The 21,103-nt window shown below is 72.5% G+C and carries 22 protein-coding genes; 11 read left to right on the top strand and 11 right to left on the bottom strand.

The window, feature by feature from the left end; genetic code table 11:
• The first annotated feature begins 30 nt into the window (after nucleotides 1–30).
• Nucleotides 31–1,644, top strand: a complete 1,614-nt coding sequence (locus ACFP2E_RS02010; RefSeq protein WP_378521956.1) for a cation:proton antiporter — start codon at nucleotides 31–33, stop codon at nucleotides 1,642–1,644.
• Nucleotides 1,645–1,681: 37 nt separating this feature from the next.
• Here the strand turns inward: ACFP2E_RS02010 and ACFP2E_RS02005 are convergent, their stop codons facing one another.
• Both ACFP2E_RS02005 and ACFP2E_RS02000 read right to left on the bottom strand, forming a co-directional pair.
• Nucleotides 1,682–2,683, bottom strand: a complete 1,002-nt coding sequence (locus tag ACFP2E_RS02005) for an NADP-dependent oxidoreductase (RefSeq protein WP_378521955.1) — start codon at nucleotides 2,681–2,683, stop codon at nucleotides 1,682–1,684.
• Nucleotides 2,684–2,805: 122 nt separating this feature from the next.
• The gene (locus tag ACFP2E_RS02000) at nucleotides 2,806–3,399 is read right to left on the bottom strand and encodes a hypothetical protein (protein WP_378521954.1); all 594 of its coding nucleotides are present in this window, start codon (nucleotides 3,397–3,399) and stop codon (nucleotides 2,806–2,808) included.
• Between the two features lie 336 nt (nucleotides 3,400–3,735).
• Here ACFP2E_RS02000 and ACFP2E_RS01995 point away from each other — a divergent pair, with 336 nt between their 5' ends.
• Both ACFP2E_RS01995 and ACFP2E_RS01990 read left to right on the top strand, forming a co-directional pair.
• Nucleotides 3,736–4,002, top strand: a complete 267-nt coding sequence (locus tag ACFP2E_RS01995) for a hypothetical protein (RefSeq protein ID WP_378521953.1) — start codon at nucleotides 3,736–3,738, stop codon at nucleotides 4,000–4,002.
• A gap of 112 nt (nucleotides 4,003–4,114) precedes the next feature.
• Nucleotides 4,115–4,516 (top strand): DUF302 domain-containing protein, encoded by a 402-nt coding sequence (locus ACFP2E_RS01990; protein WP_378521952.1) that lies wholly within the window; start codon nucleotides 4,115–4,117, stop codon nucleotides 4,514–4,516.
• Nucleotides 4,517–4,524: 8 nt separating this feature from the next.
• Here ACFP2E_RS01990 and ACFP2E_RS01985 read toward each other — a convergent pair whose 3' ends face one another.
• Nucleotides 4,525–5,328, bottom strand: coding sequence for a YqjF family protein (locus tag ACFP2E_RS01985; protein WP_378521951.1), 804 nt, complete (start codon nucleotides 5,326–5,328; stop codon nucleotides 4,525–4,527).
• A gap of 92 nt (nucleotides 5,329–5,420) precedes the next feature.
• On the opposite strand from ACFP2E_RS01985, the gene ACFP2E_RS01980 reads away from it, so the two are divergent.
• On the top strand, nucleotides 5,421–7,277 hold the full coding sequence (locus ACFP2E_RS01980; RefSeq protein WP_378521950.1) for a bifunctional metallophosphatase/5'-nucleotidase: 1,857 nt from the start codon (nucleotides 5,421–5,423) through the stop codon (nucleotides 7,275–7,277).
• A gap of 72 nt (nucleotides 7,278–7,349) precedes the next feature.
• Here the strand turns inward: ACFP2E_RS01980 and ACFP2E_RS01975 are convergent, their stop codons facing one another.
• From ACFP2E_RS01975 to ACFP2E_RS01965, 3 genes are all read right to left on the bottom strand, one after another.
• Nucleotides 7,350–7,502 (bottom strand): hypothetical protein, encoded by a 153-nt coding sequence (locus ACFP2E_RS01975; protein ID WP_378521949.1) that lies wholly within the window; start codon nucleotides 7,500–7,502, stop codon nucleotides 7,350–7,352.
• 42 nt (nucleotides 7,503–7,544) lie between these two features.
• Nucleotides 7,545–7,694 carry a hypothetical protein gene (locus ACFP2E_RS01970; protein WP_378521948.1) on the bottom strand — a complete coding sequence of 50 codons (150 nt, stop codon included), beginning with the start codon at nucleotides 7,692–7,694 and terminating at the stop codon, nucleotides 7,545–7,547.
• A 116-nt stretch (nucleotides 7,695–7,810) separates the two neighbouring features.
• Nucleotides 7,811–8,227, bottom strand: a complete 417-nt coding sequence (locus ACFP2E_RS01965; RefSeq protein ID WP_378521947.1) for a nuclear transport factor 2 family protein — start codon at nucleotides 8,225–8,227, stop codon at nucleotides 7,811–7,813.
• A gap of 116 nt (nucleotides 8,228–8,343) precedes the next feature.
• Between ACFP2E_RS01965 and ACFP2E_RS01960 the strand changes: the two genes are divergently transcribed.
• Nucleotides 8,344–8,766: a DUF1801 domain-containing protein gene (locus ACFP2E_RS01960; protein ID WP_378521946.1), complete on the top strand. Its 423-nt coding sequence runs from the start codon at nucleotides 8,344–8,346 to the stop codon at nucleotides 8,764–8,766.
• Between the two features lie 27 nt (nucleotides 8,767–8,793).
• Here ACFP2E_RS01960 and ACFP2E_RS01955 read toward each other — a convergent pair whose 3' ends face one another.
• Nucleotides 8,794–9,699 (bottom strand): patatin-like phospholipase family protein, encoded by a 906-nt coding sequence (locus tag ACFP2E_RS01955; protein ID WP_378521945.1) that lies wholly within the window; start codon nucleotides 9,697–9,699, stop codon nucleotides 8,794–8,796.
• 149 nt (nucleotides 9,700–9,848) lie between these two features.
• On the opposite strand from ACFP2E_RS01955, the gene ACFP2E_RS01950 reads away from it, so the two are divergent.
• On the top strand, nucleotides 9,849–11,327 hold the full coding sequence (locus ACFP2E_RS01950) for a glycosyltransferase (RefSeq protein ID WP_378521944.1): 1,479 nt from the start codon (nucleotides 9,849–9,851) through the stop codon (nucleotides 11,325–11,327).
• On the opposite strand, the gene ACFP2E_RS01945 is transcribed toward ACFP2E_RS01950, so the two are convergent.
• Both ACFP2E_RS01945 and ACFP2E_RS01940 read right to left on the bottom strand, forming a co-directional pair.
• Nucleotides 11,287–12,591 carry an ATP-binding protein gene (locus tag ACFP2E_RS01945; protein WP_378522009.1) on the bottom strand — a complete coding sequence of 435 codons (1,305 nt, stop codon included), beginning with the start codon at nucleotides 12,589–12,591 and terminating at the stop codon, nucleotides 11,287–11,289. The two genes, ACFP2E_RS01950 and ACFP2E_RS01945, sit on opposite strands and share 41 nt — an antisense overlap.
• Nucleotides 12,591–13,271 carry a response regulator transcription factor gene (locus ACFP2E_RS01940; protein ID WP_378521943.1) on the bottom strand — a complete coding sequence of 227 codons (681 nt, stop codon included), beginning with the start codon at nucleotides 13,269–13,271 and terminating at the stop codon, nucleotides 12,591–12,593. Before ACFP2E_RS01940 ends, ACFP2E_RS01945 begins: the two co-directional genes overlap by 1 nt.
• A gap of 128 nt (nucleotides 13,272–13,399) precedes the next feature.
• On the opposite strand from ACFP2E_RS01940, the gene ACFP2E_RS01935 reads away from it, so the two are divergent.
• The 3 genes from ACFP2E_RS01935 (at nucleotide 13,400) to ACFP2E_RS01925 (ending at nucleotide 15,674) form a co-directional block, all read left to right on the top strand.
• Nucleotides 13,400–13,720: a PepSY domain-containing protein gene (locus ACFP2E_RS01935; RefSeq protein ID WP_378521942.1), complete on the top strand. Its 321-nt coding sequence runs from the start codon at nucleotides 13,400–13,402 to the stop codon at nucleotides 13,718–13,720.
• Between the two features lie 2 nt (nucleotides 13,721–13,722).
• Nucleotides 13,723–14,568 (top strand): hypothetical protein, encoded by an 846-nt coding sequence (locus ACFP2E_RS01930; RefSeq protein ID WP_378521941.1) that lies wholly within the window; start codon nucleotides 13,723–13,725, stop codon nucleotides 14,566–14,568.
• 149 nt (nucleotides 14,569–14,717) lie between these two features.
• Nucleotides 14,718–15,674 (top strand): hypothetical protein, encoded by a 957-nt coding sequence (locus ACFP2E_RS01925; protein ID WP_378521940.1) that lies wholly within the window; start codon nucleotides 14,718–14,720, stop codon nucleotides 15,672–15,674.
• Nucleotides 15,675–15,678: 4 nt separating this feature from the next.
• Here the strand turns inward: ACFP2E_RS01925 and ACFP2E_RS01920 are convergent, their stop codons facing one another.
• Together ACFP2E_RS01920 and ACFP2E_RS01915 are read right to left on the bottom strand one after the other, a co-directional pair.
• The gene (locus tag ACFP2E_RS01920; protein WP_378521939.1) at nucleotides 15,679–16,944 is read right to left on the bottom strand and encodes a DUF1501 domain-containing protein; all 1,266 of its coding nucleotides are present in this window, start codon (nucleotides 16,942–16,944) and stop codon (nucleotides 15,679–15,681) included.
• A 4-nt stretch (nucleotides 16,945–16,948) separates the two neighbouring features.
• A complete protein-coding gene (locus ACFP2E_RS01915) occupies nucleotides 16,949–18,406 on the bottom strand; it encodes a DUF1800 domain-containing protein (protein ID WP_378521938.1) in 1,458 nt (485 codons plus the stop codon).
• Between the two features lie 258 nt (nucleotides 18,407–18,664).
• Between ACFP2E_RS01915 and ACFP2E_RS01910 the strand changes: the two genes are divergently transcribed.
• Both ACFP2E_RS01910 and ACFP2E_RS01905 read left to right on the top strand, forming a co-directional pair.
• Complete coding sequence (locus ACFP2E_RS01910; RefSeq protein ID WP_378521937.1) at nucleotides 18,665–20,032, top strand: hemolysin family protein; 1,368 nt, start codon at nucleotides 18,665–18,667, stop codon at nucleotides 20,030–20,032.
• Nucleotides 20,029–21,078, top strand: coding sequence for a hemolysin family protein (locus ACFP2E_RS01905; RefSeq protein ID WP_378521936.1), 1,050 nt, complete (start codon nucleotides 20,029–20,031; stop codon nucleotides 21,076–21,078). The genes ACFP2E_RS01910 and ACFP2E_RS01905 overlap by 4 nt, the downstream gene beginning before the upstream one ends.
• Nucleotides 21,079–21,103 lie beyond the last annotated feature (25 nt).

Genomic DNA, 21,103 nt, shown 5'->3' with positions numbered 1-21,103 from the left:
CGTCTCCCACAGGTCCTACCGGCTGCCGCGATGACCGACCTCAGCCTGATCCTGCTCGCGGCGCTGGTGGCCGGTCTCGCTGCCACGGCCGTGCGACTGCCGCCCCTGGTGGGGTTCCTGGTGGCGGGGTTCGCCCTGCACGGCGCGGGGGTCCCCGAGCCGCCGGAGCTCGACACGCTCGCCGACCTCGGCGTGGCGCTGCTCCTGTTCGGGATCGGCCTCAAGCTGGACGCGCGGGTTCTGGCGCGCCGCGAGGTGTGGCTGACCGCGCTCGTCCACATGGGCGTCACCACGGCACTCGGCCTCGCCTATCTGGCCGTGCTGGCGGTGGTCGGGATCGGCCTGCTCGGCGGACAGGACTGGCATGCCCTGCTCGTCATCGGCTTCGCCCTGGCCTTCTCGAGCACCGTGCTGGTCGTGACCGTCCTGGAGGACCAGAGCTCTGCGAGGTCGCGCTACGGACGGACGGCGGTCGGAATCCTGGTGATCCAGGACATCGCCGCAGTCGCCTTCCTCACCGTCGCCAAGGCGTCGCCCCCGAGCCCATGGGCGTTTCTGCTGGTCCTGCTGCTGCCGGCCGCCTGGCTGATGCGACGGATGCTGCGCCAGGTCGGGCACGACGAGCTGATGCCGCTGCTCGGGGTCGCCCTGGCGTTGGCCCCCGGCTACGCGCTCTTCGAGGCCGTGGGGCTGAAGGGGGACCTGGGCGCCCTGCTCATCGGTCTCCTGCTCGCCGGGGAGCCGCGTGCCGACGAGCTGTCCAAGGCCCTGTTCTCGATCAAGGAGCTGCTCCTGGTCGGCTTCTTCCTCTCGATCGGGTTCACGGGGCTCCCCTCGAGCGCCGACCTGCTGCTGGCGGCGCTGCTTCTCGTCCTGATCCCCCTCAAGTCCCTCGGGTTCGTAGCGTTGTTGTGGTGGCAGGGCATGAGGCACCGCACGTCGGTCCTGACCGGCAGCGTGCTCGCCAACTACTCCGAGTTCGGCCTGATCGTGATCGTCGTCGGTGCCTCCGCCGGCTTCGTCTCCGAGGACTGGCTGGCCGTCGTCGGCAGCGCGGTCGCCATGAGCTTCCTCCTCTCGGTCCTCATCAACGGCCGAACCGGCCGGCTGGCGGCCTTCGCCGAGCGGCGGATGCCGACGCAGGACGTTCAGCGGCTGCACCCCGACGACCGTCCGATCGACGTGGGGCACGCGGACGCGGTCGTCATGGGTATGGGTCGGGTCGGGCAGGCGGTCTACCACCAGCTCATCGACACCTACGGACTGCACGTCGTCGGCATCGAGAGCCGGGAGGAGCGCGCTGCCCAGCTCCGCGCGCAGGGCCTCGACGTGATCGAGGGGGACGCCACCGACACCGATCTGTGGCACCGGATCACCCAGGCCGGTGAGGTGGACATCGCCGTGCTCGCGATGCCCTTCCACGGCAGCAACCTCGCCGCCCTGAGGCAGCTCGAGGCCAGTGAGTTCGCCGGCACCATCGCTGCCATCGCGCAGTACGACGACGAGGCTGCCGAGCTCCGCGAGCGCGTCCACGCCGTCGTCGGGCTCTACGACGGCGCGGGCACGGCGCTGGCGGACGGCGCAGCCGAGCGAGCGAGCAGGCAGCGTGGTGGTGGGGAGCCGGAAGCGTCACCGGACGCGTAGGGGGCGGCTCGCGACCAGGCCGACCTGATGGCTGAGGTCAGAGGCTGACGACCATCTTCCCGGTGTTGTCGCCCCGCAGGAGGCCGAGGAAGGCGTCGACGGCGTTCTCGAGGCCGTCGACCACGGTCTCGCGGTCACGCAGCGAGCCGTCGGCGAGCCAGCCGGCGGCCTGCCGGGCGTACTCCGACGCGAGGTCGTAGTGGTCGCCGACGAGGAAGCCCTCCATGCGGCCTCGGGTCTGGATGAGCCTGGCGAGGTTGCGCGGCCCGGGCGCGGGCTCGGTGTCGTTGTAGACCGAGATGGCGCCGCAGATCGCGACGCGGCCGTTCAGCCGCAGCGCGCCGAGCGCGGCCTCGAGGTGGTCGCCGCCCACGTTGTCGAAGTAGACGTCGATGCCGTCGGGCGCGGCCTCCGCGAGCTGCTCGCGGACCGGGTCGTCCTTGTAGTTGAAGGCGGCGTCGAAGCCCAGCTCGTCGCGCAGGTAGGCCACCTTCTCCGCGGAGCCGGCGCTACCGATGACGCGGGAGGCACCCAGCGCCTTCGCGACCTGTCCGGCGACGCTGCCAACCGCGCCGGCCGCTCCGGAGACGAACACGACGTCACCGGGCTTCAACGAGGCGATGCGCACCAGCCCGGCGTACGCCGTCAGCCCGGTCATGCCGAGCACCCCGAGGTACTTCGAGGCCGGGGCAAGGGACGTGTCGACCTTGCGGGCCGAGGAGGCGTCGACGACCGCCACCTCGCGCCAGCCCTGGAAGTGGAGCAGGTGGTCGCCCACTGAGACGCCCGCGGCCCGCGACTCCTCGACCACGCCGACGGCTCCGCCGGTCATGGCCTCGCCCAGCGCGAACGGCTCGGCGTAGGACTTGGCGTCGTTCATCCGGCCGCGCATGTACGGGTCGACGGACATGAACTCGTTGCGGACCCGGACCTGCCCGTCGGCGAGCTCCGGGACCGTGCTCTCGGCGAGCTCGAAGTCGTCGTGGGTCGGCCACCCGACGGGGCGGGAGACGAGGCGGACTTCGCGGGGGTTCGACAAGGTTCTTCTCCTCGAGAGCTCGGGGTCAGGAGCGCCCGGGCTCACCCGGGCACGTGGGGTGGAACGCCCCGGGACGTTCTCCTCTTCCGAGACATGGGCAACACTCGCGGCGGCGGCCTGCCTCACCCCGGCGGCGCAGCGTCGCCGGACGGCTGCACGACGTACCAGTCGCCGCCGTTGAGGAAGACGTCGTGGCACCGCACCTCGCGCTTGCCCTCGTGGGCGTAGAAGTAGAGGGGGTGGTCGTTGTAGGTGACCTGGATGGTGCCGTCGGTTCGCTTCGTGGTCCCGAGCAGCGAGCCGTCGACACCGCGCCCCGCCACCGGCTTGCCCTGGGTGAGCACGGGCGGCCAGGCCACGGCGCACTCGCCGTAGCAGCGGGACCGCGAGGTGCGCTCGATGTCGAAGAGGTAGATCGCCTGTCCTGTCGCGTCGAAGAGCATGGGGCCGAACTGGCTGTCCGAAACGACGATCCGGGTACCCGGCTTCGGCGGCTTGCGCGTCCTGGACGGCTTCGGCTTCGGGGGTTCGGTGGCGGTGGGCTCCTCGGAGGCCCCGGTCGGCGTCTCGGCCGGTGCGGTGGCCGACGGCTCCCCGCTCGGGGCCGGCGTGGTGCCAGTGGCTGCGGCGGGGTCCGCCACCTCGGTCCCGCCACCGATGCCGCAGCCGGCCGTCACGGCGAGGAGCAGCGCGGCGGCGCAGTGTCGGACCAGCATGCCTCGCAGTCTGCTACAGGTCAGGGACGCCCGGGGTCGCGGTGATGTGACGGTCTGGTGACGAGCTGGGCGGTCGAGGGCCGGGGCGGACCGGAAGGGGACGGGTCGTGGAGCTCACGGACAGCTTCCAGGACGCACTCGACACCGTGGTGGGCGAGGATCGTCAACAAGGTGCCGGAGTAGGTCGGGATCGACCGGCTCCGCGAGTCGGATGCCGGCAGGTACGTCGCGCGGGTCCTGCCCGCCAGTCCCGCGAAGACCGTTGGCCGGGTCGTCTACTGGCTGGTCTTCGTTTTCTTCCTGGTCGCCGCCGTGGCCGCGCTGGAGATCCCTGCAGTGACCGCGTTCATGGACCGGGTGCTCGGCTGCGTGCCGAACGTCATCGCCATGTTCATGATCCTCGAGCCGCTGCAGATCGCGCCCGAGATCGTGCGCATCGCCTTCGCCGCCACCGTCGGCGCCCTCGCGCTGGCCCTGGCGCTGGCCTTCGGGCCCGGGGGCCGCGACGTCGCGCGGAGGATCCTCGAGGAGGCCTACGCGAGCGGCCGGGAGGCCAAGGACCAGGCGGACACCGGGGCACCGCCCCCGTCGCCCGGCATCTGAGGGACGAACGTTGAGGGATTGACCGGCCGCGATTTCGGGCAGTGGGTGTCGTGATCTCGTGCCGGCTCGGCGGACGTGCCGGCACGCCACCCACCTCGAGGAGGAGCAGCCGATGAGCGGGTACACCATGACCACGACGCTGGACCTGACGTACGACGACACTGTCGCGGCGGTGCGCGCCGCGCTCGAGGACCAGGGGTTCGGGATCCTGACCGAGATCGACCTGGCGGCCAAGCTCAAGGAGAAGCTCGACGTCGAGGTCGCGCCGCAGGTGATCCTGGGCGCCTGCCGACCCCCGCTGGCCTACGAGGCGATCCAGGCGGAGCCGTCCATCGCTGCAGTCCTGCCGTGCAACGTGGTCGTCCGCTCGCTGGACGACAGCAGGACCCTGGTGGAGGCGTTCGACCCCAAGGCGATGACGGGGCTCGCCGACAACGACGCCCTGCACAAGGTCGCCGACGACGCCAGGGAGCGGATCGAGTCGGCGTTCGCGGCGCTGGACGGAGCTCGCTGAGGAGCGGATCAGCCCGAGGGCCGGGGCCGGCGCGCATCCACCGGCAGGCCGAACCGGGTGTGCACCCCGGGGCTGAAGGCCACGTGGTCCGGCGGGCGGGCCGCGAGGTCGCCGAACCCGGCCGAGGTGACCAGCTGGTCGTCGAGGTCGAGGACCTCGGCGGCGTGCAGCGGCCACGCGGGGTGCTCGTTGGGGATGTAGCGGGTGCGTCCGAACACCTCCGTGTGGAGCCCCCAGCGCGCGGAGAGAAACCGGTCGAGCGGCGTCGCCTCCCGCGGCTCGCCGACCCGCAGCCTCACCAGGCTCGTCGCGCCGCGGGCACGGGCGGTGCGGTCGCGCAGGGTGGCGGTCCAGGTGTGGACGTCGCCGACGGGGGAGGGGCCCGGTGCCCGGTCGACGAGGTGCCGCATCCGGGCCCAGCGGTACGGCGTGCCGAACGCGAAGCGGGCTGCCGCCACGACGACCAGCCGGTCGCTGTCGAGGCTGAGGAAGACCACGCCCCGCCGGCCTGTGCGGTCCACGGAGTAGAGCCTCACGTTGGTCTCGAGGAACGTGCCGAGCCACGGCACTCCCGGCCCGTGGCCCAGCCCGGCGCCGACCATCGTGAACGGCACGAGGCCGACGTAGGTGCGGCCGTCGTGGACGTCGGGCCGCACGCCGGGTGGCATCCGGTCGGCGACCTGCGCCGGGTCGATGGCCCAGTGGAGGTAGGCGAGGTCGCGCCAGTCCTGCGACATGAGCACTCGTGACGTCAGCGGCGGAGCCGTCTCGGTGACGGGCTCCGCCGGCGGTTGCTGGTGGCGGTCGGACACCCCTCCAGTGTGACGACGCGGCGGAAATCCGTCCGGCGGGCACCGCGCCGGGGTTATGTTGCGCTGTCCAACAAACTCCAGAGGGAGCACGCATGCAACTCAGGCATCGCCGCGCCGGCGCCATCTCGGTGGCCGCGCTGGCCGCGCTGGCACTCGGGGCCAGCACCCTGCCGACCGCCCTGGCCGCCCAGGCGGACGAGCGCAGCAGCGAGAAGGTCTACACCTCGCTCGCAGCGAAGAAGAAGGACTACGTCAAGCTCGACCTGCTCGCGCTCAACGACTTCCACGGCAACCTCGAGGTCATCCCCTCGACGAGCTCCAGCGGCCGCATCAACAACACCCCGGCCGGCGGCGTCGCCTACCTCGCCTCGCTCCTCAAGGAGGAGCGCGCCAAGTCGCGTGCCGCGGGCGCGCGCCCGATCACCGTCGCCGCCGGTGACCTGATCGGTGCCTCGCCGCTGCTCTCGGCGGCGTTCCACGACGAGCCGACCATCGAGGCGATGAACAAGATCGGCCTCCAGGTCGCCTCGGTCGGCAACCACGAGTTCGACGAGGGCTGGAGGGAGCTGCGCCGGATGCAGCGGGGCGGCTGCCTCGACGACGGCGACGGCGCCAACGGCCAGGACTCCTGCCCGGGTGGCAAGGACTTCCACGGCGCCGAGTTCCAGTACCTCGGCGCCAACGTGAAGTGGGAGGACGCCAGCGCCCGCAAGCGCGACACCGTCTTCCCGGCCACGAAGATCATGAAGGTCCGCGGGATCAAGGTCGGCTTCATCGGCATGACCCTCGAGGGCACGGACAAGATCGTCAGCCAGTCCGGCATCGAGGGCATCGACTTCACCGACGAGGTCGAGACGGCCAACGCGCTGGTCCCCGAGCTGCGCAAGCGGGGCGTGAGGTCGATCTTCGTGCTCCTGCACGAGGGCGTCAGCCCGACCGACTCGTCGGCGTACAACGACTGCACCGGTGTGTCCGGTCCGGCGCTGGCCATCGCCGAGCAGCTCAAGCCGCAGATCGACGCGATCGTCTCGGGCCACACCCACCAGCCCTACAACTGCGTGATCCCGGACCCGAAGGGCCAGCCGCGCCTGCTGACGAGCGCCGCCTCGTTCGGCCGGATGGTGAGCAAGCTGCACTTCCTCATCGACCCCGACACCCGCGACGTCGTGCGCCCGGCCGCCTTCGCGGAGAACATGATCGTCGAGAACGGCGAGAGCGAGCCGGCCGCCAAGGGCCTGCTGGCGCTCATCGACCAGTACAAGACGCTGGTCGAGCCGATCGCGAACGAGGTCATCGGCCACATCGCCCCGGCCGGCACCGCCGGCGACTCGATCACGCGTACGGCGGACGCCAACGGTGGCGACTCGGCGCTCGGCAACCTGATCGCCGACGCCCAGAAGGCCGACGACACCGTGGTGACCGCGGGCGGCCAGGCCCCGGTGATCGCGCTGATGAACCCCGGCGGCATCCGTGCCGACCTGGTGGAGAACGGCGCGGGCGACGTGACCTACGGCGCGGCGTTCTCGGTGCAGCCGTTCAACAACTTCGTGGTGTCGATGGACCTGACGGGCGCCCAGATCAGGACGATCCTCAACGAGCAGTGGAACGGCAGCAACGAGGCCAGCCGGAAGATCCTGCAGGTCTCGGGCCTGAGCTACACCTGGGACCTGTCGGAGGCCGTGCTGGCCGGCGCTGACGCGATCGTCGGTGACGTCATGGTCGACCACGACGGTGATGCCTCGACCGCCATGGTCCCGCTGGAGGACGGCACGACGTACCGCGTCGTGGCGAACAACTTCATCGCCGACGGCGGGGACAGCTTCGCCGGCTTCAAGGCGGGCACCAACCGTCTGGTCGGCGGCCTGGACATCGACTCGCTCCGGGCCTACCTGCTGGCGAACGACCCGGTGGCGGCCACCCCGACCGACCGGATCTCGCAGCAGCCCTGACCCGGCAGCCGCACGGCACCTCCGGCGGGCCCTCGTCCCTCGTGGACGGGGGCCCGTCGCCGTCCCGCGGGGTCAGTGGTGGTGACGCGACGGCCGGTAGGCCAGGTGGACGCCGATGATGAGCAGCGCCATCAGGCCGAACACGGCGATCGCCTCGATGGTCAGGTAGACCGCCCACCAGCCTCCGCTGTGGCCGCCGCCGGAGTACATCTGGGTTGCGTCCATCGGGAGCTCCTCCCTTTCCGTGGCTGTCGCCCCGCCGGGGACTCAGCGGGACTGCGGGCTGCGGTGCAGCTCGTCCTCCACGGCGTGGGCAAGGCTGGCGACGAGCCGGGAGTGCCACCGCTTGTGGGCGTCGAGGTCCGCCACGAGAGCGTGGCAGTCGGGGCATTCCGCGGTCTGGTCCGTCGGCGGCATGGCACACCTTCCTCCGTGGGGGTCGCCCCCAGCCTGCGCCGGCGCGCCCCGCGTCGGCAGGTGCGGAAGGCCGTCGCCGGGGGACCATCGTCCCTCCGGCCGGACCCGGGGACGGGTCACTGACCGCTGGCGGCACCTGCCCACCGCGCCTGCAGCGCGGCGACCTCGTCGTCGGGGACGCCGACGGAGAAGTGGGCGTGCACGATGCGCCAGCGCCCGGCCTCGGCCAGGAGGACGGCGGTGGTCCGGCAGTCCACTCCGGAGCCGTCGGGGAAGTCGAAGCGCGGCTCGTCGACGACCCAGGCCACCGGGCCCTCCTCCCAGCCCTCGGGTGAACGGCTCCGCAGCGCGATGCCCTCGGTCTCGAAGCCGAACCGCATCGCGGCCCGATCCGTGACGTGCTCGCCCGGCGCCGTCCCGATGACCAGGTGGGCCCGCTCCGAGACGATGTCGTCGAACTCCGCGACCTGTTTGTGCGTCACTCCGTCACAGAACCTGCGCCACGTCTCCACCGCGGCCGTCGATGCGTGCATACCGTCCTCCTCGCGACCCCACCCTCTCCGCATCGTCCCGCCGGGGACCGCGCGGGGGAATGGACCGTCCGGGCTGGCCCGTGCCGCAGGGGGCGGGCCGGAGGCAGACTGGGCACATGGCCGACCGGGACACCCGCAAGACGACTCCGAACGACAGCGACGTCGAGGCGTTCCTCGACGCGGTGCCCGACGCGCGGCGCAGGGCGGACGCGGAGTCGGCGCTGGCCGTGATGCGTCGGGTCACCGGCGCCGATCCGGTGATGTGGGGGTCGTCGATCATCGGCTTCGGGCGCCAGCCCTACACGACCGCCGACGGCAAGCAGCACGAGTGGTTCGCCGTGGGGCTCTCCCCGAGGAAGGCGTCGCTGACGCTCTACGGCCTGACCTACTACGACAGCAACCAGGACCTGCTCCAGCGCCTCGGCCCGCACACGACGGGGAAGGGCTGCGTCTACGTGAAGCGGTTCGACGAGCTCGACGGCGGCGTCTTCGAGCAGCTGGTCCGCCGCTCCTGGGAGCAGAACCACGCCGACGGCTGAGGGCCGGCACCGGTCGATCCCGGCGGTTCAGGCTGCGAGCACCTTCGCCGCGGCCGTGCCGACCTCACCGGTCGCGACCGGGGTGCCCACCCGGGCCTCGAGGGCTGCGGTCACGGCCTGCTCGCCCAGCCGCATCAGGGTGGGGCTGTGGGAGAAGTCGAAGACGGGACCGCAGTCGTAGTCCTCGTCCAGCTTGCAGCGGATCAGCTCGGTGCCCTCCGGCAGTGCCGGGGCCTCGCGGTTGCGCACCGATGCGGACAGCGAGGCGATGAGGACGTCCAAGGGGTTGCGCAGCGTCCGGTGGGTCGAGGGCGCGCGGGTCACGTCGAGCACCCACACCCGGTCGCCGGGGCGGACGACGTCCACGGCGCCGGAGAGCGGGACGTTCTCCGCGACGCCGGCGTCGACGTGGGTCGTGGGACCCGTCGGGCCGTTCAGCACGACCGGCGGGAAGATCGCGGGCAGGGCGGCAGAGGCGGCGATCAGGTCGGGGATGTAGCCGTGGTCGTGGTGCACCGGACGGCCCGTCGTGATGTCTGTCGTGGCGATGCGCACCGGAATCTGGAGGTTCTCGAGGTGGTAGGTCGGCACCCACTCGGACACGAGCCGGCGCAGCCGGTCGGCAGAGAACAGGTAGGGCCGCCTCCGTGCCACGTTGAGGACCACGCCGCGGCGGCGGCCGCACAGCGTCTCCTCGCTCATGTCGAGCCAGATGTCGGCGAGCTGGTCGAGGCCGTCCGGGCCGGGGTGGGAGCCGACGAAGCAGGCGTTGATGGCGCCGACCGAGCCGCCCACGAGGAGGTCCGGCGTCACGCCGGCGTCCCGAAGCGCCCGCAGCATCCCGACCTGGCCGGCTCCTCGCGACCCGCCGCCCGACAGGACGACGATGTTGCGCGGGCCGGCCTCGGAGTGGCTGACGAGACGGCGGGACATGCTCTACCTCCAGGGTGGATCCGGTGCGTCGATCCCCCGACGAACGAATCGTCAGGACGTGTTCCCGGCAGGGCGCGGCGGAAACCTGCCGAGTCCCTGGTCTGGACCAGATGTCCGGTACCCGGGGTCCGGCGAGGGACGATTCGTGCATGGAGGAAGTGCGCGTCGAGCCGGTGCGCCTCGACCGGTTGGAGCAGGTGATCGGTCCGCAGCGGTCGGCGGTGCTCGCCGAGGCCGCCCGCTTCGCCCGGGCCGCCTTCGCCGACCGGGTCATCTGGCACGTCAACGCGACCGCTCGCGGGGGCGGGGTCGCCGAGATGCTCGCGTGGCTCCTGGCCTACGGATCGGGGGCGGGGGTGGCCAACCGCTGGCTGGTGCTCGACGGCGACCCGGCCTTCTTCACGCTCACCAAGCGCCTGCACAACATGCTCCACGGTGTCGCCGGCGACGGTGGACCGCTGGGGGCCGCGGAGCACGAGCACTACCAGGCGGTGCTGCGCGAGAACCTCGACGAGCTGGCGCCGTTGGTGCGGCCCGGGGACCTCGTGCTGCTGCACGACCCGCAGACGGCCGGCATGGCCGCCGACCTGGTGCGGCTCGGGGCCCACGTGGTCTGGCGCTGCCACGTGGGTCGCGACGACACCGACGAGTACACCGAGCAGGCCTGGGCCTTCCTGCGCGAGTACGTCGACCCCGCCGCGGCGTTCGTCTTCTCCCGCCGTTCCTACGCGCCCGGCTGGATCGACCCCTCCCGGCTCTTCGTCATCCCGCCCTCCATCGACCCGTTCTCCGCCAAGAACGTCGAGCTGACCCGCCACGAGGTGACCGAGCTGCTCGCCGCGGCCGGGCTCGTGACCGGTGCGGAGATCACCGAGCCGGTGTCCTTCCCCCGGCGGGACGGGACCACCGGCACGATCCGCCGCCGCCACGACACCGTCACGCTGGACGGGCCGGGGCCGCCTCACGACGTCCCGCTGGTGGTCCAGGTCAGCCGCTGGGACCGGCTCAAGGACATGCCGGGCGTCATGGTGGGCTTCGTGCGGGCGGTGACCGGCCTGTCGGAGGACGACAAGGACACCGCCCTCGCCACGGCCCACCTGCTGCTGGTCGGGCCCGAGACCTCCGGCGTCTCCGACGACCCCGAGGGGGCGGAGGTTCTCACCCAGTGCCGCGAGCAGCGGGCCCGGCTGCCCGAGCCGGTGCGCGAGCGGATCCACCTGGCCAGCCTCCCGCTCGACGACGTCGACGAGAACGCCGTACTGGTCAATGCGATCCAGCGCCGCGCCGACGTGGTGGTGCAGAAGAGCCTCCAGGAGGGCTTCGGCCTCACGGTGGCCGAGGCCATGTGGAAGCGGCGGGCGCTCCTCGCCAGCCGGGTCGGCGGCATCCCCGACCAGATCGAGGACGGCCGCGACGGCCTGCTGCTCGACGACCCGGCCGACCTCGACGAGTTCGCGGCCAAGCTGCGGCTGCTGCTGCGCGACGACTTGCTGCGCGCCCGGTTGGGCGACGGCGCGTACGACCGGGTGCACAGCGACTACCTCGGCGACCGCCACCTGCGCCAGTACGCCAGTCTCTTCGAGCACCTCATCGGGGCAGAGGAGGGCGACGCGGCAGCCGGAGAGTGACGGTGCTGCCGGTGTCCCCGGAGCCGTCGGACAGGTCGACGTCGAGCGAGCCCCCGTGGCTGCGTGCCACCTCGCGTGCAATCGCCAGGCCCAGCCCCTGCCCGGTCGTCCCGTGCCCGTCGGCGCGGCCGTCGTCGGCCACCACCAGGACGACGTCGTCGTCGGTCACGTGGGCGGAGAGGCGCACGGTGCCGCTGCCGTGGCGCAGGGCGTTGTCGACCAGGTTGGTCACGGCCCGGTCGAGCGCGGGCCCGTCGCCGTCCACCCGGCCCTCGGGCCGCCCCTCGACCACGACCCGACGGCCCGCCTCGGCGGCCGCCCCGGCGAACCGCTCCTGCACGGACGCCAGCAGGCCGCTCACCTCCACCTCGGTGGCGCCGGCCGTGCCGGCCCCGCGGCGCGAGCGGGTGAGCAGGTCCTCGGCCAGCCGGTGGAGGCGGTCCACCTCCTCGCTGGCCGAGCGGACGGCCGCGAGCAGCTCCTCGTGGCTGCGCGGGCGCGACAGCGCGAGGTCGAGCTCGGTGCGCAGCAGGGCCAGCGGCGTGCGCAGCTCGTGGCCGGCCTCGGCGTGGAACCGCCGTTCGCGCTCCCACGTGGCCTCGAGGCGGTCGAGCATCTCGTTCAGCGTGAGGCCGAGACGGCGTACCTCGTCCTCCGCGTCCGGCAGCGGCAACCGGTCGCCGGGCCGGATGGCCGAGAGCGTCGCCGCCCGCCGCCGCATCCGCTCCATCGGCCGGAGCGCCGCGCCCGCGAGGACGTAGCCGACCCCGGTGCTGAGGAGGACGGCGAGCGGGATGCCGACCGCCAGCTGGGTGAGCAGCCCGTCCAGGGCGTCTTCCGTGGCCTCGCTGGAGGAACCGAGGACCAGTACCCGGTCCCCGACGCGGCGGACGACCACCACCGCTGCCTCCGGCTCGCTCTCGCCGCGCAGCCTCACGGTCGTGTCGAGGACCGCGTCATCCTCGTCGGCCGTCGGCAACGGGGTGGGGAGGGCCTCGAGGCCGGGGGAGAACCCGAGCACCCGGCCGTCGCCGGAGAGCACCTGCCCGAAGGCACCGCCGCCCAGCCGCTCGACGGCGGCCACCTGGTCCTCGAGCGGGAGCGGAGCGAGCGTGTCCAGCCGCGCCGTCAGCGCCTCGCGGGTCTGGGCGTCCAGGGAGGCGTCCACCCGCACGTGCACGAAGACCCCCAGTGCGACCAGGACGGCTGCCGAGGAGACCGCGAAGCCCGCGGCGACACGGATCCGCAGCGGCAGCCTGCCCATCACGGTCCGGCCCCTCGGACGAGGCGGTACCCCAGGCCCCGCACGGTCTCCAGCGAGGAGAGGCCGAAGGGACGGTCGATCTTCTCCCTGAGCTGCCGCACGTACACGTCCACCACGTTGGACCGGTTCTCGTAGGCGACGTCCCAGGCGCGGTCGAGCAGCTGCTCACGGCTCAGGACCTGGCCGGGCCGACGCATGAACGCCTCCAGCAGCTGGTGCTCCTTCGCCGACAGCTCCACCTCGGTCCCTGCGCGCCACACCCGACGTGCGGCGGGGTCCATGACCAGGTCGCCGACCTCGAGGACCGTGGGCCGTGCCACCGGGCCGCGACGGACCAGTGCCCGCAGTCGGGCGAAGAGCTCCTCGAGGTCGAAGGGCTTGCCCAGGTAGTCGTCCGCGCCGGAGTCGAGCCCCTCGATCCGGTCGGCCACCGCGGTCCGCGCGGTCAGCATCAGCACCGGCGTCCAGACACGGGCCGCGCGCAACCGGCGGCACACCTCGAAGCCGTCGGTGTCCGGGAGCCCGACGTCGAGGAGGACCGCGTCGTACTCCCCGCCCCCGGCCAGGGCCAGGGCGTCGTCCCCCGTGGCGGCGACCTCGGCCACGTGGCCGTGCTCCTGCAGCCCGCGTCGCAGCAGGCCGGCCATCTTGGGCTCGTCCTCGACCACCAGGATCCGCACACCTTCAGGCTAGGGGCGTAGATGAGATCCCGATGAGCGTCTGGCGTTTCGTGCGCTCATCGATCCCTCATCTGGGCCTCCTAGCGTCGTCGCGAGAGCTGCCGAACAGGCCGAGAGGAGCAAGGACGATGCAGAAGCGGACAAAGCGACTGGTGCTGGCGGGGACGGTGCTCGGGGTCGTCGGCGCGGCGGGCGCGACCGCTGCCGTGGCCACCGGGGACGACGACGCCTCGGACCGCCCGATCCAGGGCGAGGCCCTCGAGAAGGCCACCGAGGCCGCGCTCGAGGAGACGGGCGGCGGCACGGTCACGGAGACCGAGGTCGGCGACGAGGAGAGCATGTACGAGGTCGAGGTGACGCTGGACGACGGCAGCCAGGTCGACGTCCAGCTCGACGAGAGCTTCCAGGTCGTCGGCAGCGAGGCCGACGACGAGGGTGACCAGGGGTAGTGGTGGCCATCCGCGTGCCCTCCCGGCGGCTCGCCGCCGCGGTCGTCGGCCTGCCGCTGGCGGTGCTGCTGGCGGGTGGCTGCGGAGGAGGCGCCGACGAGACAGGGAGCACCGTCGCGACCACGCCGGCCAGGAACGGGCCGGCGCTGCCGCAGGGCAGCGAGTCAGTGGACCTCGACCCGAGCGACTTCACCGCCGACATCGACAACGAGTTCTGGCCGATGACCCCGGGGACCCGGTGGGTGTACCGGGAGGTGGACGAGGACGGCGCCGAGCTCGAGGTGATCGTCACGGTGTCGAGCGAGACCCGGGAGATCGCCAACGGCGTCACGGCTCGTGTCGTGCGTGACTCCGTCCGCGAGGACGGGAACCTCGTCGAGGACACCATCGACTGGTACGCCCAGGACTCGGCGGGCAACGTCTGGTACCTCGGCGAGGACACCGCAGAGTTCGAGGACGGCGAGATCACGACCCGCGGAGGATCGTTCGAGGCCGGGGTGGACGGAGCGCTGCCCGGCGTGATCATGCCGGCCGAGCCGGTGGACGGCCTCGCCTACCGCCAGGAGTACTACGCAGGCGAGGCCGAGGACAACGGCGGGATCGTCTCGCTCGGGGAGATGGTCGACGTCGTCGCCGGCCACTACGACGACGTGCTGGTCACGCGGGACACCATCACCATCGAGCCCGACGTGCTCGAGTACAAGTTCTACGCGCCGGGTGTGGGACCCGTCCTGACGCTCGGGCTGTCCGGTGGGCTGGGACGCGAGGAGCTGACCGAGCTGACCACGGTGACGCCGGAGGTGGCGGCCGCTGCCGGCACCGCGCCCCTCGGCGAGGCCTACGACTGAGCCGTGATCGGTGTGGGCGGGGCCCCGAACCGGAGGAGGTGCTCGTGCTGACCGCGGACGCAGCAGTTGCGCGGCTCGCGGACGCCCTGACCGGGGACGGCACGGGAAACCCGGTGGCGGCCGAGGGGGCGTGTGCCTAGCCTTCCCGCGTGACCAGGGAGTTGCGCGGGGACGTGAACGGGGACCGGTGGCGCGACACCGGGTTCCTCGGGGCGGCGCAGCGGTGGGTCGACGGGCAGCTGGACCGGCACGGCCTGGCCAGGACCGGACCCGTCGACCAGGTCCACGTCCGCCCGTGGTCGACCGTGATCCGGGTCCCCGTCGCTGACGGGTCGGTCTGGTTCAAGGCCAACGAGGAGGCACTGCGGCACGAAGCCGCGGTCGTCGACCTGCTGTCGCGGCTGTGCCCGGCCGCGGTGCCGCCCCTTCTCGCGCACGATCCGGCGCGCGGCTGGATGCTCATGCCGGACGCGGGGGAGAGCCTGCGGCAGGTGGTGCCGCGCGAGCGCAGCCTCTGCCGCTGGCACGACGTGCTGACCTTGTGCGCCCAGGTCCAGGTCGCCGCCGCGGACGCGGTCCCGGAGCTGCTGGAGGTCGGCGTGCCGGACATGCGGCTCGCGACGCTGCCCGACCGCTACGACGTGCTGGTGGACGACATCGGTGCCGAGCGACGCTTCCGGGAGTCGTCGTCGCTCGTCCGGGACCTGGCCGACGAGCTGGCGTCCTCCCGCGTTCCCGAGACGATCCAGCACGACGACCTGCACGACGCGCAGGTGTTCGTGCGCGACGGTCGGCACCTGATCATGGACTGGGGCGACGCCTGCGTCTCGCACCCCTTCTTCACGCTCGCGGTCACCCTCGAGGGCAACGTCGGCTGGGGCCTCGACGACGTGGAGCGCTCCGAGGACCTCGCCCCGTACGTCGAGACCTACCTCGCGCCGTTCGCCGAGCGGTACGACGTCGAGGTGCGCGACCTCGCGCGCGAGGCCGAGGTGGCGATGCGGCTGGGCTGGGCCTGCCGCGCGGTCAACGGCCACGTGCCGGGCGAGGACGGGCCGACGCTGACCCGGCTGCGCATGCTCGTCGACCGGACCCCGGGCGGCTGACCCCTCAGCCGACGCGCATCGCGCCGACGGTCTCCGGGCTGAAGCCGGGGAAGACCTGGGCGACGCTGGCGCCGAACCGCTTCGCGGCGACCTCGGCCAGCACCGACCGGTAGTCGGTGGTGACCGTGAGGTCGGCGTTGAGGTCGTCCTGCAGCCCGGGCCAGCTGCCGTAGTAGCGCTGGCCCACCACGCCCGCCCCGGCGAGCAGCATCACGTTGCCCCAGCCGTGGTCGAGGCCGCCGCTGCCGTTGACCTTGACCCGGCGGCCGAACTCGCTGATCGTCACCAGGGTGACGTTGGCCTGGTCGGGCTCGGCCAGCGGGCCGAGGTCGTCGAAGAACGCCGCGACCGCGTTGGCCAGGTCCTCGGTGTTCCGCTTCATCCGCCCGGACTCGACCGTGCCGACGCCGGTGTGGTGGTCCCAGTCGCCCTGGTCGACCGTGATGACCCGGGTGCCGACGTTGCCCCGGATCAGGCGCGCGACCTCGCGCATCGCCCGACCCAGGTCGGTGTTGGGGTACGGCGCGTCCGCGGGGGTGGCGAGGGCGGGAGCGAGGTCCTCGACCGCACCGAACGCGGCCCGCATGGCGCGCCCCATCGACGTCTGCTCCCCGTCCCAGAGCCGGTGCAGCGAGGCCAGCCGGCGTCCCTCGGTGTCCCACTTGTCGTCGCCGGCGATCCGGGCCGACTCGAGGTCCTCGGCCGCCATGACGGGCTCCGGGCCGTAGAGGGAGGTCGGCGGCACGCCGCCGCTGAGGTTGAACCCCTGCAGCGGGGAGTCGTCGCCGTCGAGCCCGATCAACCGGTTGAGCCAGCCGACCCGCGCGCTGGACCCCGGGTCGGCGTCCTCGACCTCCTCCATGGCCGCGAAGTGCGAGCGGTTGGGGACGGGCAGGCCGGTCGCGTGGACCGCGGCGAGCCGGCCCGAGGTCCACAGCGGCATCAGCGGGGCCATCGACGGGTGCAGCCCGAACATGTCGTCGCGGCCGAGCAGTCGCTCGGTCGGGACGGCGATGCTGCCGCGCGCGACGGCGTACGCCGGGTCGCCGTGCGGCACCACCAGCGAGAGCCCGTCGGCGGCGCCGCGCAGCGACAGCACCACGAGAACGGCCCGCGAACCGGTCGAGGCGAGGGCGGCGCCGGCCGAGGCCGAGATGACGGCGGAGCCGACGACGGTGGTGGCGCCGACCACGGCGGCGGCGCCCGTGAGGAAGCCCCGTCGGCTCAGCGCCGCGAACTCGGGACAGCAGGAGGTGGTCTCGGAGGTCATCACGTCACCGCTCGTAGAAGTCGGGGCAGTCGAGGAAGACGGTCAGCAGGCGCGGGAACTGCCAGCGCACGAGGGCGTGCTCCTCGGTGATCCGCTCCGAGGGGGTGCAGTCGACGGCCGTGCAGCACGCGTCGAGGAGCGCGGGGCTCGCCGGCCGGTGCAGGATCCGGTGCGACATCGAGTCCACGAGGGTCCCGAAGCGCACCGGGAGTCGGCCCGTCCACCCCCGGGGGCTGCGGTGCCTGACGTCGACCGTGGGCCACCAGCCGCCCGCCATCGCGTAGTGCACCTGCATCGACCCGAGCATCCGGGCGGGGGAGGACCACGAGTCGTTGTCGAGGGGCTGGCCGTCGGGCCGGGGCCACCCGAAGGGGCGGGTGCCCAGCGATGACGCCTGCCACAGCATCGCGTTGGCGGCGGACTGCTCGGAGGTGGGACGGCGGGCCTTGGCGCCCAGCAGCCGGTAGGTCGCGACGAGGTCCTCGCAGGGGTCGCGCAGCTTGGCGCCGCGGGAGACCCGGAACTCGTCGGTGCGGACCAGCGCCCGCAGCACGGGACGGATCTCGGTCTTGTGGGAGAGGTAGACGCCGGCCAGCCGCTGCACGAGGCCCTCCGAGGGGGCGTCCCCGATGAACTTCACGCACAGCTTCCGCGCGATCCGGTAAGCCGTGTCGGGGTGGTGCGCCAGGTGGCGCAGGTAGCGGCGGGTCACCTGCTGGCCGTCCGGGGCGGCGTTGGCGTCGCTGAAGCCGAGGACGCTCACCGGCCCGGTCCAGTGCCACTCCGGGCGGTACGACGGTGCCCAGGTGTTCCACTGGTCGACCGCCCAGCCAGTGAGGATGCGGGCGGAGTCCTTGACCTCGTCCTCGGTGTAGCCGGCGCGTCTGCCGACGGTGTGGAGCTCCAGGAGCTCGCGGCCGAGGTTCTCGTTGGGGATGCGGCCCTTGTCGGCGCGCGAGAGGGCGTTGTTGAGGTAGATCAGCATCGCCGGGTGGAGGACGGTCGCGGCCAGCAGGTCCTCGAGGCTGCCGAGGGCGTGCTTGCGGATCTGCCGGCCGTAGTCGGTGCGCCAGACGAACGTGGCGCTGCCGTCGACCGGGACGTTGAAGTGGTTCTCCCAGAACTCCGTCATCACCTCGAGGACCTGGCGCCTCGAGGTGATCCGCCGCATCAGGCACCAGCGCGCGTAGTCGGCCATCACCTCCCAGCCGCCCTCGACCTGGTCCACGTGGCGCTGCCACAGCTCGAGCGCGTCGAGCCCGAGGCCGGTCCACCACTCCTCGAGCCCGTCGGCCTTGCGATCGGTGATCGACGCCGGCGCGAGCTGGGCGTCGAACCACGCCTCCGCGCCGCCGGCACGGCGTACTTGCTTGGCCAGCGAGGGGGTGACGCCGTACGAGAAGCGGCCGACGAGGTGCCGGTCACGCGCTGACAGCAGGGGCGGGCGTCGCCTCTTGCCCATCGTGCACTCCAGGGTCCGCGTCCCGCGACTCCCGAGTCGGCCGACGCGGACGTGGCCACCACGGTAGGTGGGGGACCGGGCCCGCGTCCGCGGAATGGCGCGACCAGGACGTGCTTGCACCGGGGCCCACTCGGTAGAGTGCACTCGCACTGTTGCCGAGCAAGAAGGAGCCGAGGCTCCGACGATGGACGACCATCAAAGTCGCCCCTGCCTGTCGACGTCGCTGACGACGTCCCTGCCGCACCGCGGCGGTCCCCGATGACCGAGCTGATCCTCCTCTCCGTGTCGCTGCTGCTGGTCGTCGCGTGTGGCCTGTTCGTGGCCGCTGAGTTCGCCTTCGTGACCGTCGACCGGGCGAAGGTCGACCAGGCCGCCGCCGAGGGCGACGCCCGTGCTGCGGGCGTCCAGTCGGCGCTCAGGTCCCTCTCGACCCAGCTGTCGGGTGCCCAGGTCGGGATCACCGTGACCAACCTGGCGATCGGTTTCCTCGCCGAGCCCGCGATCGCCCAGCTCATCGACGGTCCGCTCGCCGAGGCGGGCGTGCCGGAGGGCGCCGTGCACCCGGTGGCCATCACGATCGCGCTGAGCCTGAGCACCGCGCTGACGATGATCTTCGGCGAGCTCGTCCCGAAGAACCTCGCGATCGCGCTGCCGCTGGAGACAGCGCGTGCGACGCAGTGGTTCCAGCGGGGCTTCACCGCCATCAACGCCGGACCGATCCGGATGCTGAACGGCTCTGCGAACGCCATCGTCCGCCGCCTCGGCATCGAGCCGCAGGAGGAGCTCCGCTCGGCCCGCAGCTCCACCGAGCTGGCCTCGCTGGTGCAGCGGTCGGCCGACCTCGGCACGCTCGACGTCGAGACCGCGGAGCTCATGGAGCGCTCGGTGGAGTTCGGCACCCGCACGGCGGGGGAGATCATGACGCCCCGCGTGCGCACCCAGACCCTCGAGGCGAGCGACCGCGCGAGCGCGGTCATCGAGCTGGCCCGCCAGACCGGTCACTCCCGGTTCCCGGTCCTCGACGACGACGACACGGTCGTCGGCACCGTCCACGTCAAGCACGCGGTGGCGTTGTCGGTGCCCGAGCGGGCGACCACCCGCCTGAAGCACATCATGGCCAAGCCGATCGTGGTCCCCGACTCGCTGCGGCTCGACCCGCTGCTCGCGATCCTGCGCGAGGACGGGTTCCAGATGGCGGTGGTCCTCGACGAGTACGGCGGCCACGCCGGCATCGTCACGCTGGAGGACGTCGTCGAGGAGATCGTCGGCGACATCGCCGACGAGCACGACCGCCTCGGCGCCCGCGCCCGCCAGCGACGCGACGGCAGCTGGTCGCTGTCCGGCCTGCTGCGCCCCGACGAGGTCGAGGACCTGACCGGCATCCGGCTGCCCGACCACGAGGACTACGACACCATCGGCGGGCTGGTGATGCAGGTGCTCGGCCGCATCCCGCAGCACGGCGAGGTCGCCGAGGTTCCCGTGCCGGACGAGTCCGACCCCGAGGAGAAGCGGGAGCAGCTGGCGGTGCTCACCGTGCTGCACATGGACGGCCGCCGCATCGACCGGGTCAGCCTCCGGCTGCTCGACGGCGCCGCCGCTGCCGGGAACGGAGGTGAGTCGTCGTGAGCGACTCCGCCGCGATCATGCTGGCCATCGGCCTGCTCGCCGCCAACGCGTTCTTCGTCGGCGCCGAGTTCGCGCTGATCTCCGCGCGCCGCAGCCAGATCGAGCCCCGCGCCCAGGCCGGCTCCCGGATGGCGCGCACCACCCTGGGCGCCATGGAGAACGTCAGCCTGGTCATGGCCGGCGCCCAGTTCGGCATCACGGTCTGCTCGCTCGGCCTCGGCGCCGTGGGCGAGCCCGCGGTCGCCCACCTGCTGGAGCCCGGTTTCCACGCGCTCGGTGTCCCCGACGCGCTGCTCCACCCGGTGGCGCTGGTCGTCGCGCTCTCGATCGTTGTCTACCTGCACGTCGTGATCGGCGAGATGGTGCCCAAGAACATCGCCATCGCCGGGCCCGAGCGCGCGGCGCTGCTGCTCGGCCCGCCGATGATGGCCATCGTCACCGTGCTCCGGCCGGTCATCGTCGTCCTCAACGCGGTCGCGAACGCCACCCTGCGGGCGATGCGTGTCGAGCCCAAGGACGAGGTCTCCTCCACGTTCACCCGCGAGGAGGTCGCCGCCATGGTCGAGGAGTCGCGGGGCGAGGGCCTGCTCGAGGACGAGGAGTACGACCGGCTCTCGGGCGCCCTCGGGTTCACGGAGAAGACGGTCGAGACCGTGATGCTGGCCCGCGAGAAGCTGACCACGGTGCGCCGGGGCTCGACCGTCTCCGACGTCGAGGCCATGTGCGCCGCCACCGGCTTCAGCCGCTTCCCCGTCGAGGGCGAGGACGGCGAGCTGCTGGGCTACCTCCACATCAAGGACGTGCTCGAGACCGACGACGCCCGCCGCGAGCGGGTCATCGACGACAAGTGGTTCCGTCCCTTCGCGCCGGTGCTGGTCACCGACGTGCTCCACGAGGCGCTCGAGAAGCTCCAGCGGCGCGGTGCGCACCTCGCCCGCGTGGTCGACGCCGACGGCGCGCTGCTCGGCCTCGCGACCCTCGAGGACGTCATCGAGGAGCTGGTCGGCGAGATCCGCGACGCCGCCCACCAAGAGGAACCCGCCTGACCGGTACGTCGGTGCCGGAAGTGCC

This window comes from Nocardioides sp. GCM10027114 (assembly GCF_042659625.1).
Classification (GTDB): domain Bacteria; phylum Actinomycetota; class Actinomycetes; order Propionibacteriales; family Nocardioidaceae; genus Nocardioides.
Note: the sequence above shows the minus strand (reverse complement) of the source record. Positions and strands in the feature narration are given on the sequence as shown.

What these genes read in the sequence shown, in the direction of transcription:
- ACFP2E_RS02010 (WP_378521956.1), top strand. Translation starts at nt 31, where the DNA reads ATGACCGACCTCAGCCTGATCCTGCTCGCGGCGCTGGTGGCCGGTCTC.
- ACFP2E_RS02000 (WP_378521954.1), bottom strand. Translation starts at nt 3,399, where the DNA reads ATGCTGGTCCGACACTGCGCCGCCGCGCTGCTCCTCGCCGTGACGGCC.
- ACFP2E_RS01990 (WP_378521952.1), top strand. Translation starts at nt 4,115, where the DNA reads ATGAGCGGGTACACCATGACCACGACGCTGGACCTGACGTACGACGAC.
- ACFP2E_RS01980 (WP_378521950.1), top strand. Translation starts at nt 5,421, where the DNA reads ATGCAACTCAGGCATCGCCGCGCCGGCGCCATCTCGGTGGCCGCGCTG.
- ACFP2E_RS01975 (WP_378521949.1), bottom strand. Translation starts at nt 7,502, where the DNA reads ATGGACGCAACCCAGATGTACTCCGGCGGCGGCCACAGCGGAGGCTGG.
- ACFP2E_RS01970 (WP_378521948.1), bottom strand. Translation starts at nt 7,694, where the DNA reads ATGCCGCCGACGGACCAGACCGCGGAATGCCCCGACTGCCACGCTCTC.
- ACFP2E_RS01965 (WP_378521947.1), bottom strand. Translation starts at nt 8,227, where the DNA reads ATGCACGCATCGACGGCCGCGGTGGAGACGTGGCGCAGGTTCTGTGAC.
- ACFP2E_RS01960 (WP_378521946.1), top strand. Translation starts at nt 8,344, where the DNA reads ATGGCCGACCGGGACACCCGCAAGACGACTCCGAACGACAGCGACGTC.
- ACFP2E_RS01955 (WP_378521945.1), bottom strand. Translation starts at nt 9,699, where the DNA reads ATGTCCCGCCGTCTCGTCAGCCACTCCGAGGCCGGCCCGCGCAACATC.
- ACFP2E_RS01950 (WP_378521944.1), top strand. Translation starts at nt 9,849, where the DNA reads ATGGAGGAAGTGCGCGTCGAGCCGGTGCGCCTCGACCGGTTGGAGCAG.
- ACFP2E_RS01945 (WP_378522009.1), bottom strand. Translation starts at nt 12,591, where the DNA reads ATGGGCAGGCTGCCGCTGCGGATCCGTGTCGCCGCGGGCTTCGCGGTC.
- ACFP2E_RS01935 (WP_378521942.1), top strand. Translation starts at nt 13,400, where the DNA reads ATGCAGAAGCGGACAAAGCGACTGGTGCTGGCGGGGACGGTGCTCGGG.
- ACFP2E_RS01920 (WP_378521939.1), bottom strand. Translation starts at nt 16,944, where the DNA reads ATGACCTCCGAGACCACCTCCTGCTGTCCCGAGTTCGCGGCGCTGAGC.
- ACFP2E_RS01915 (WP_378521938.1), bottom strand. Translation starts at nt 18,406, where the DNA reads ATGGGCAAGAGGCGACGCCCGCCCCTGCTGTCAGCGCGTGACCGGCAC.
- ACFP2E_RS01910 (WP_378521937.1), top strand. Translation starts at nt 18,665, where the DNA reads ATGACCGAGCTGATCCTCCTCTCCGTGTCGCTGCTGCTGGTCGTCGCG.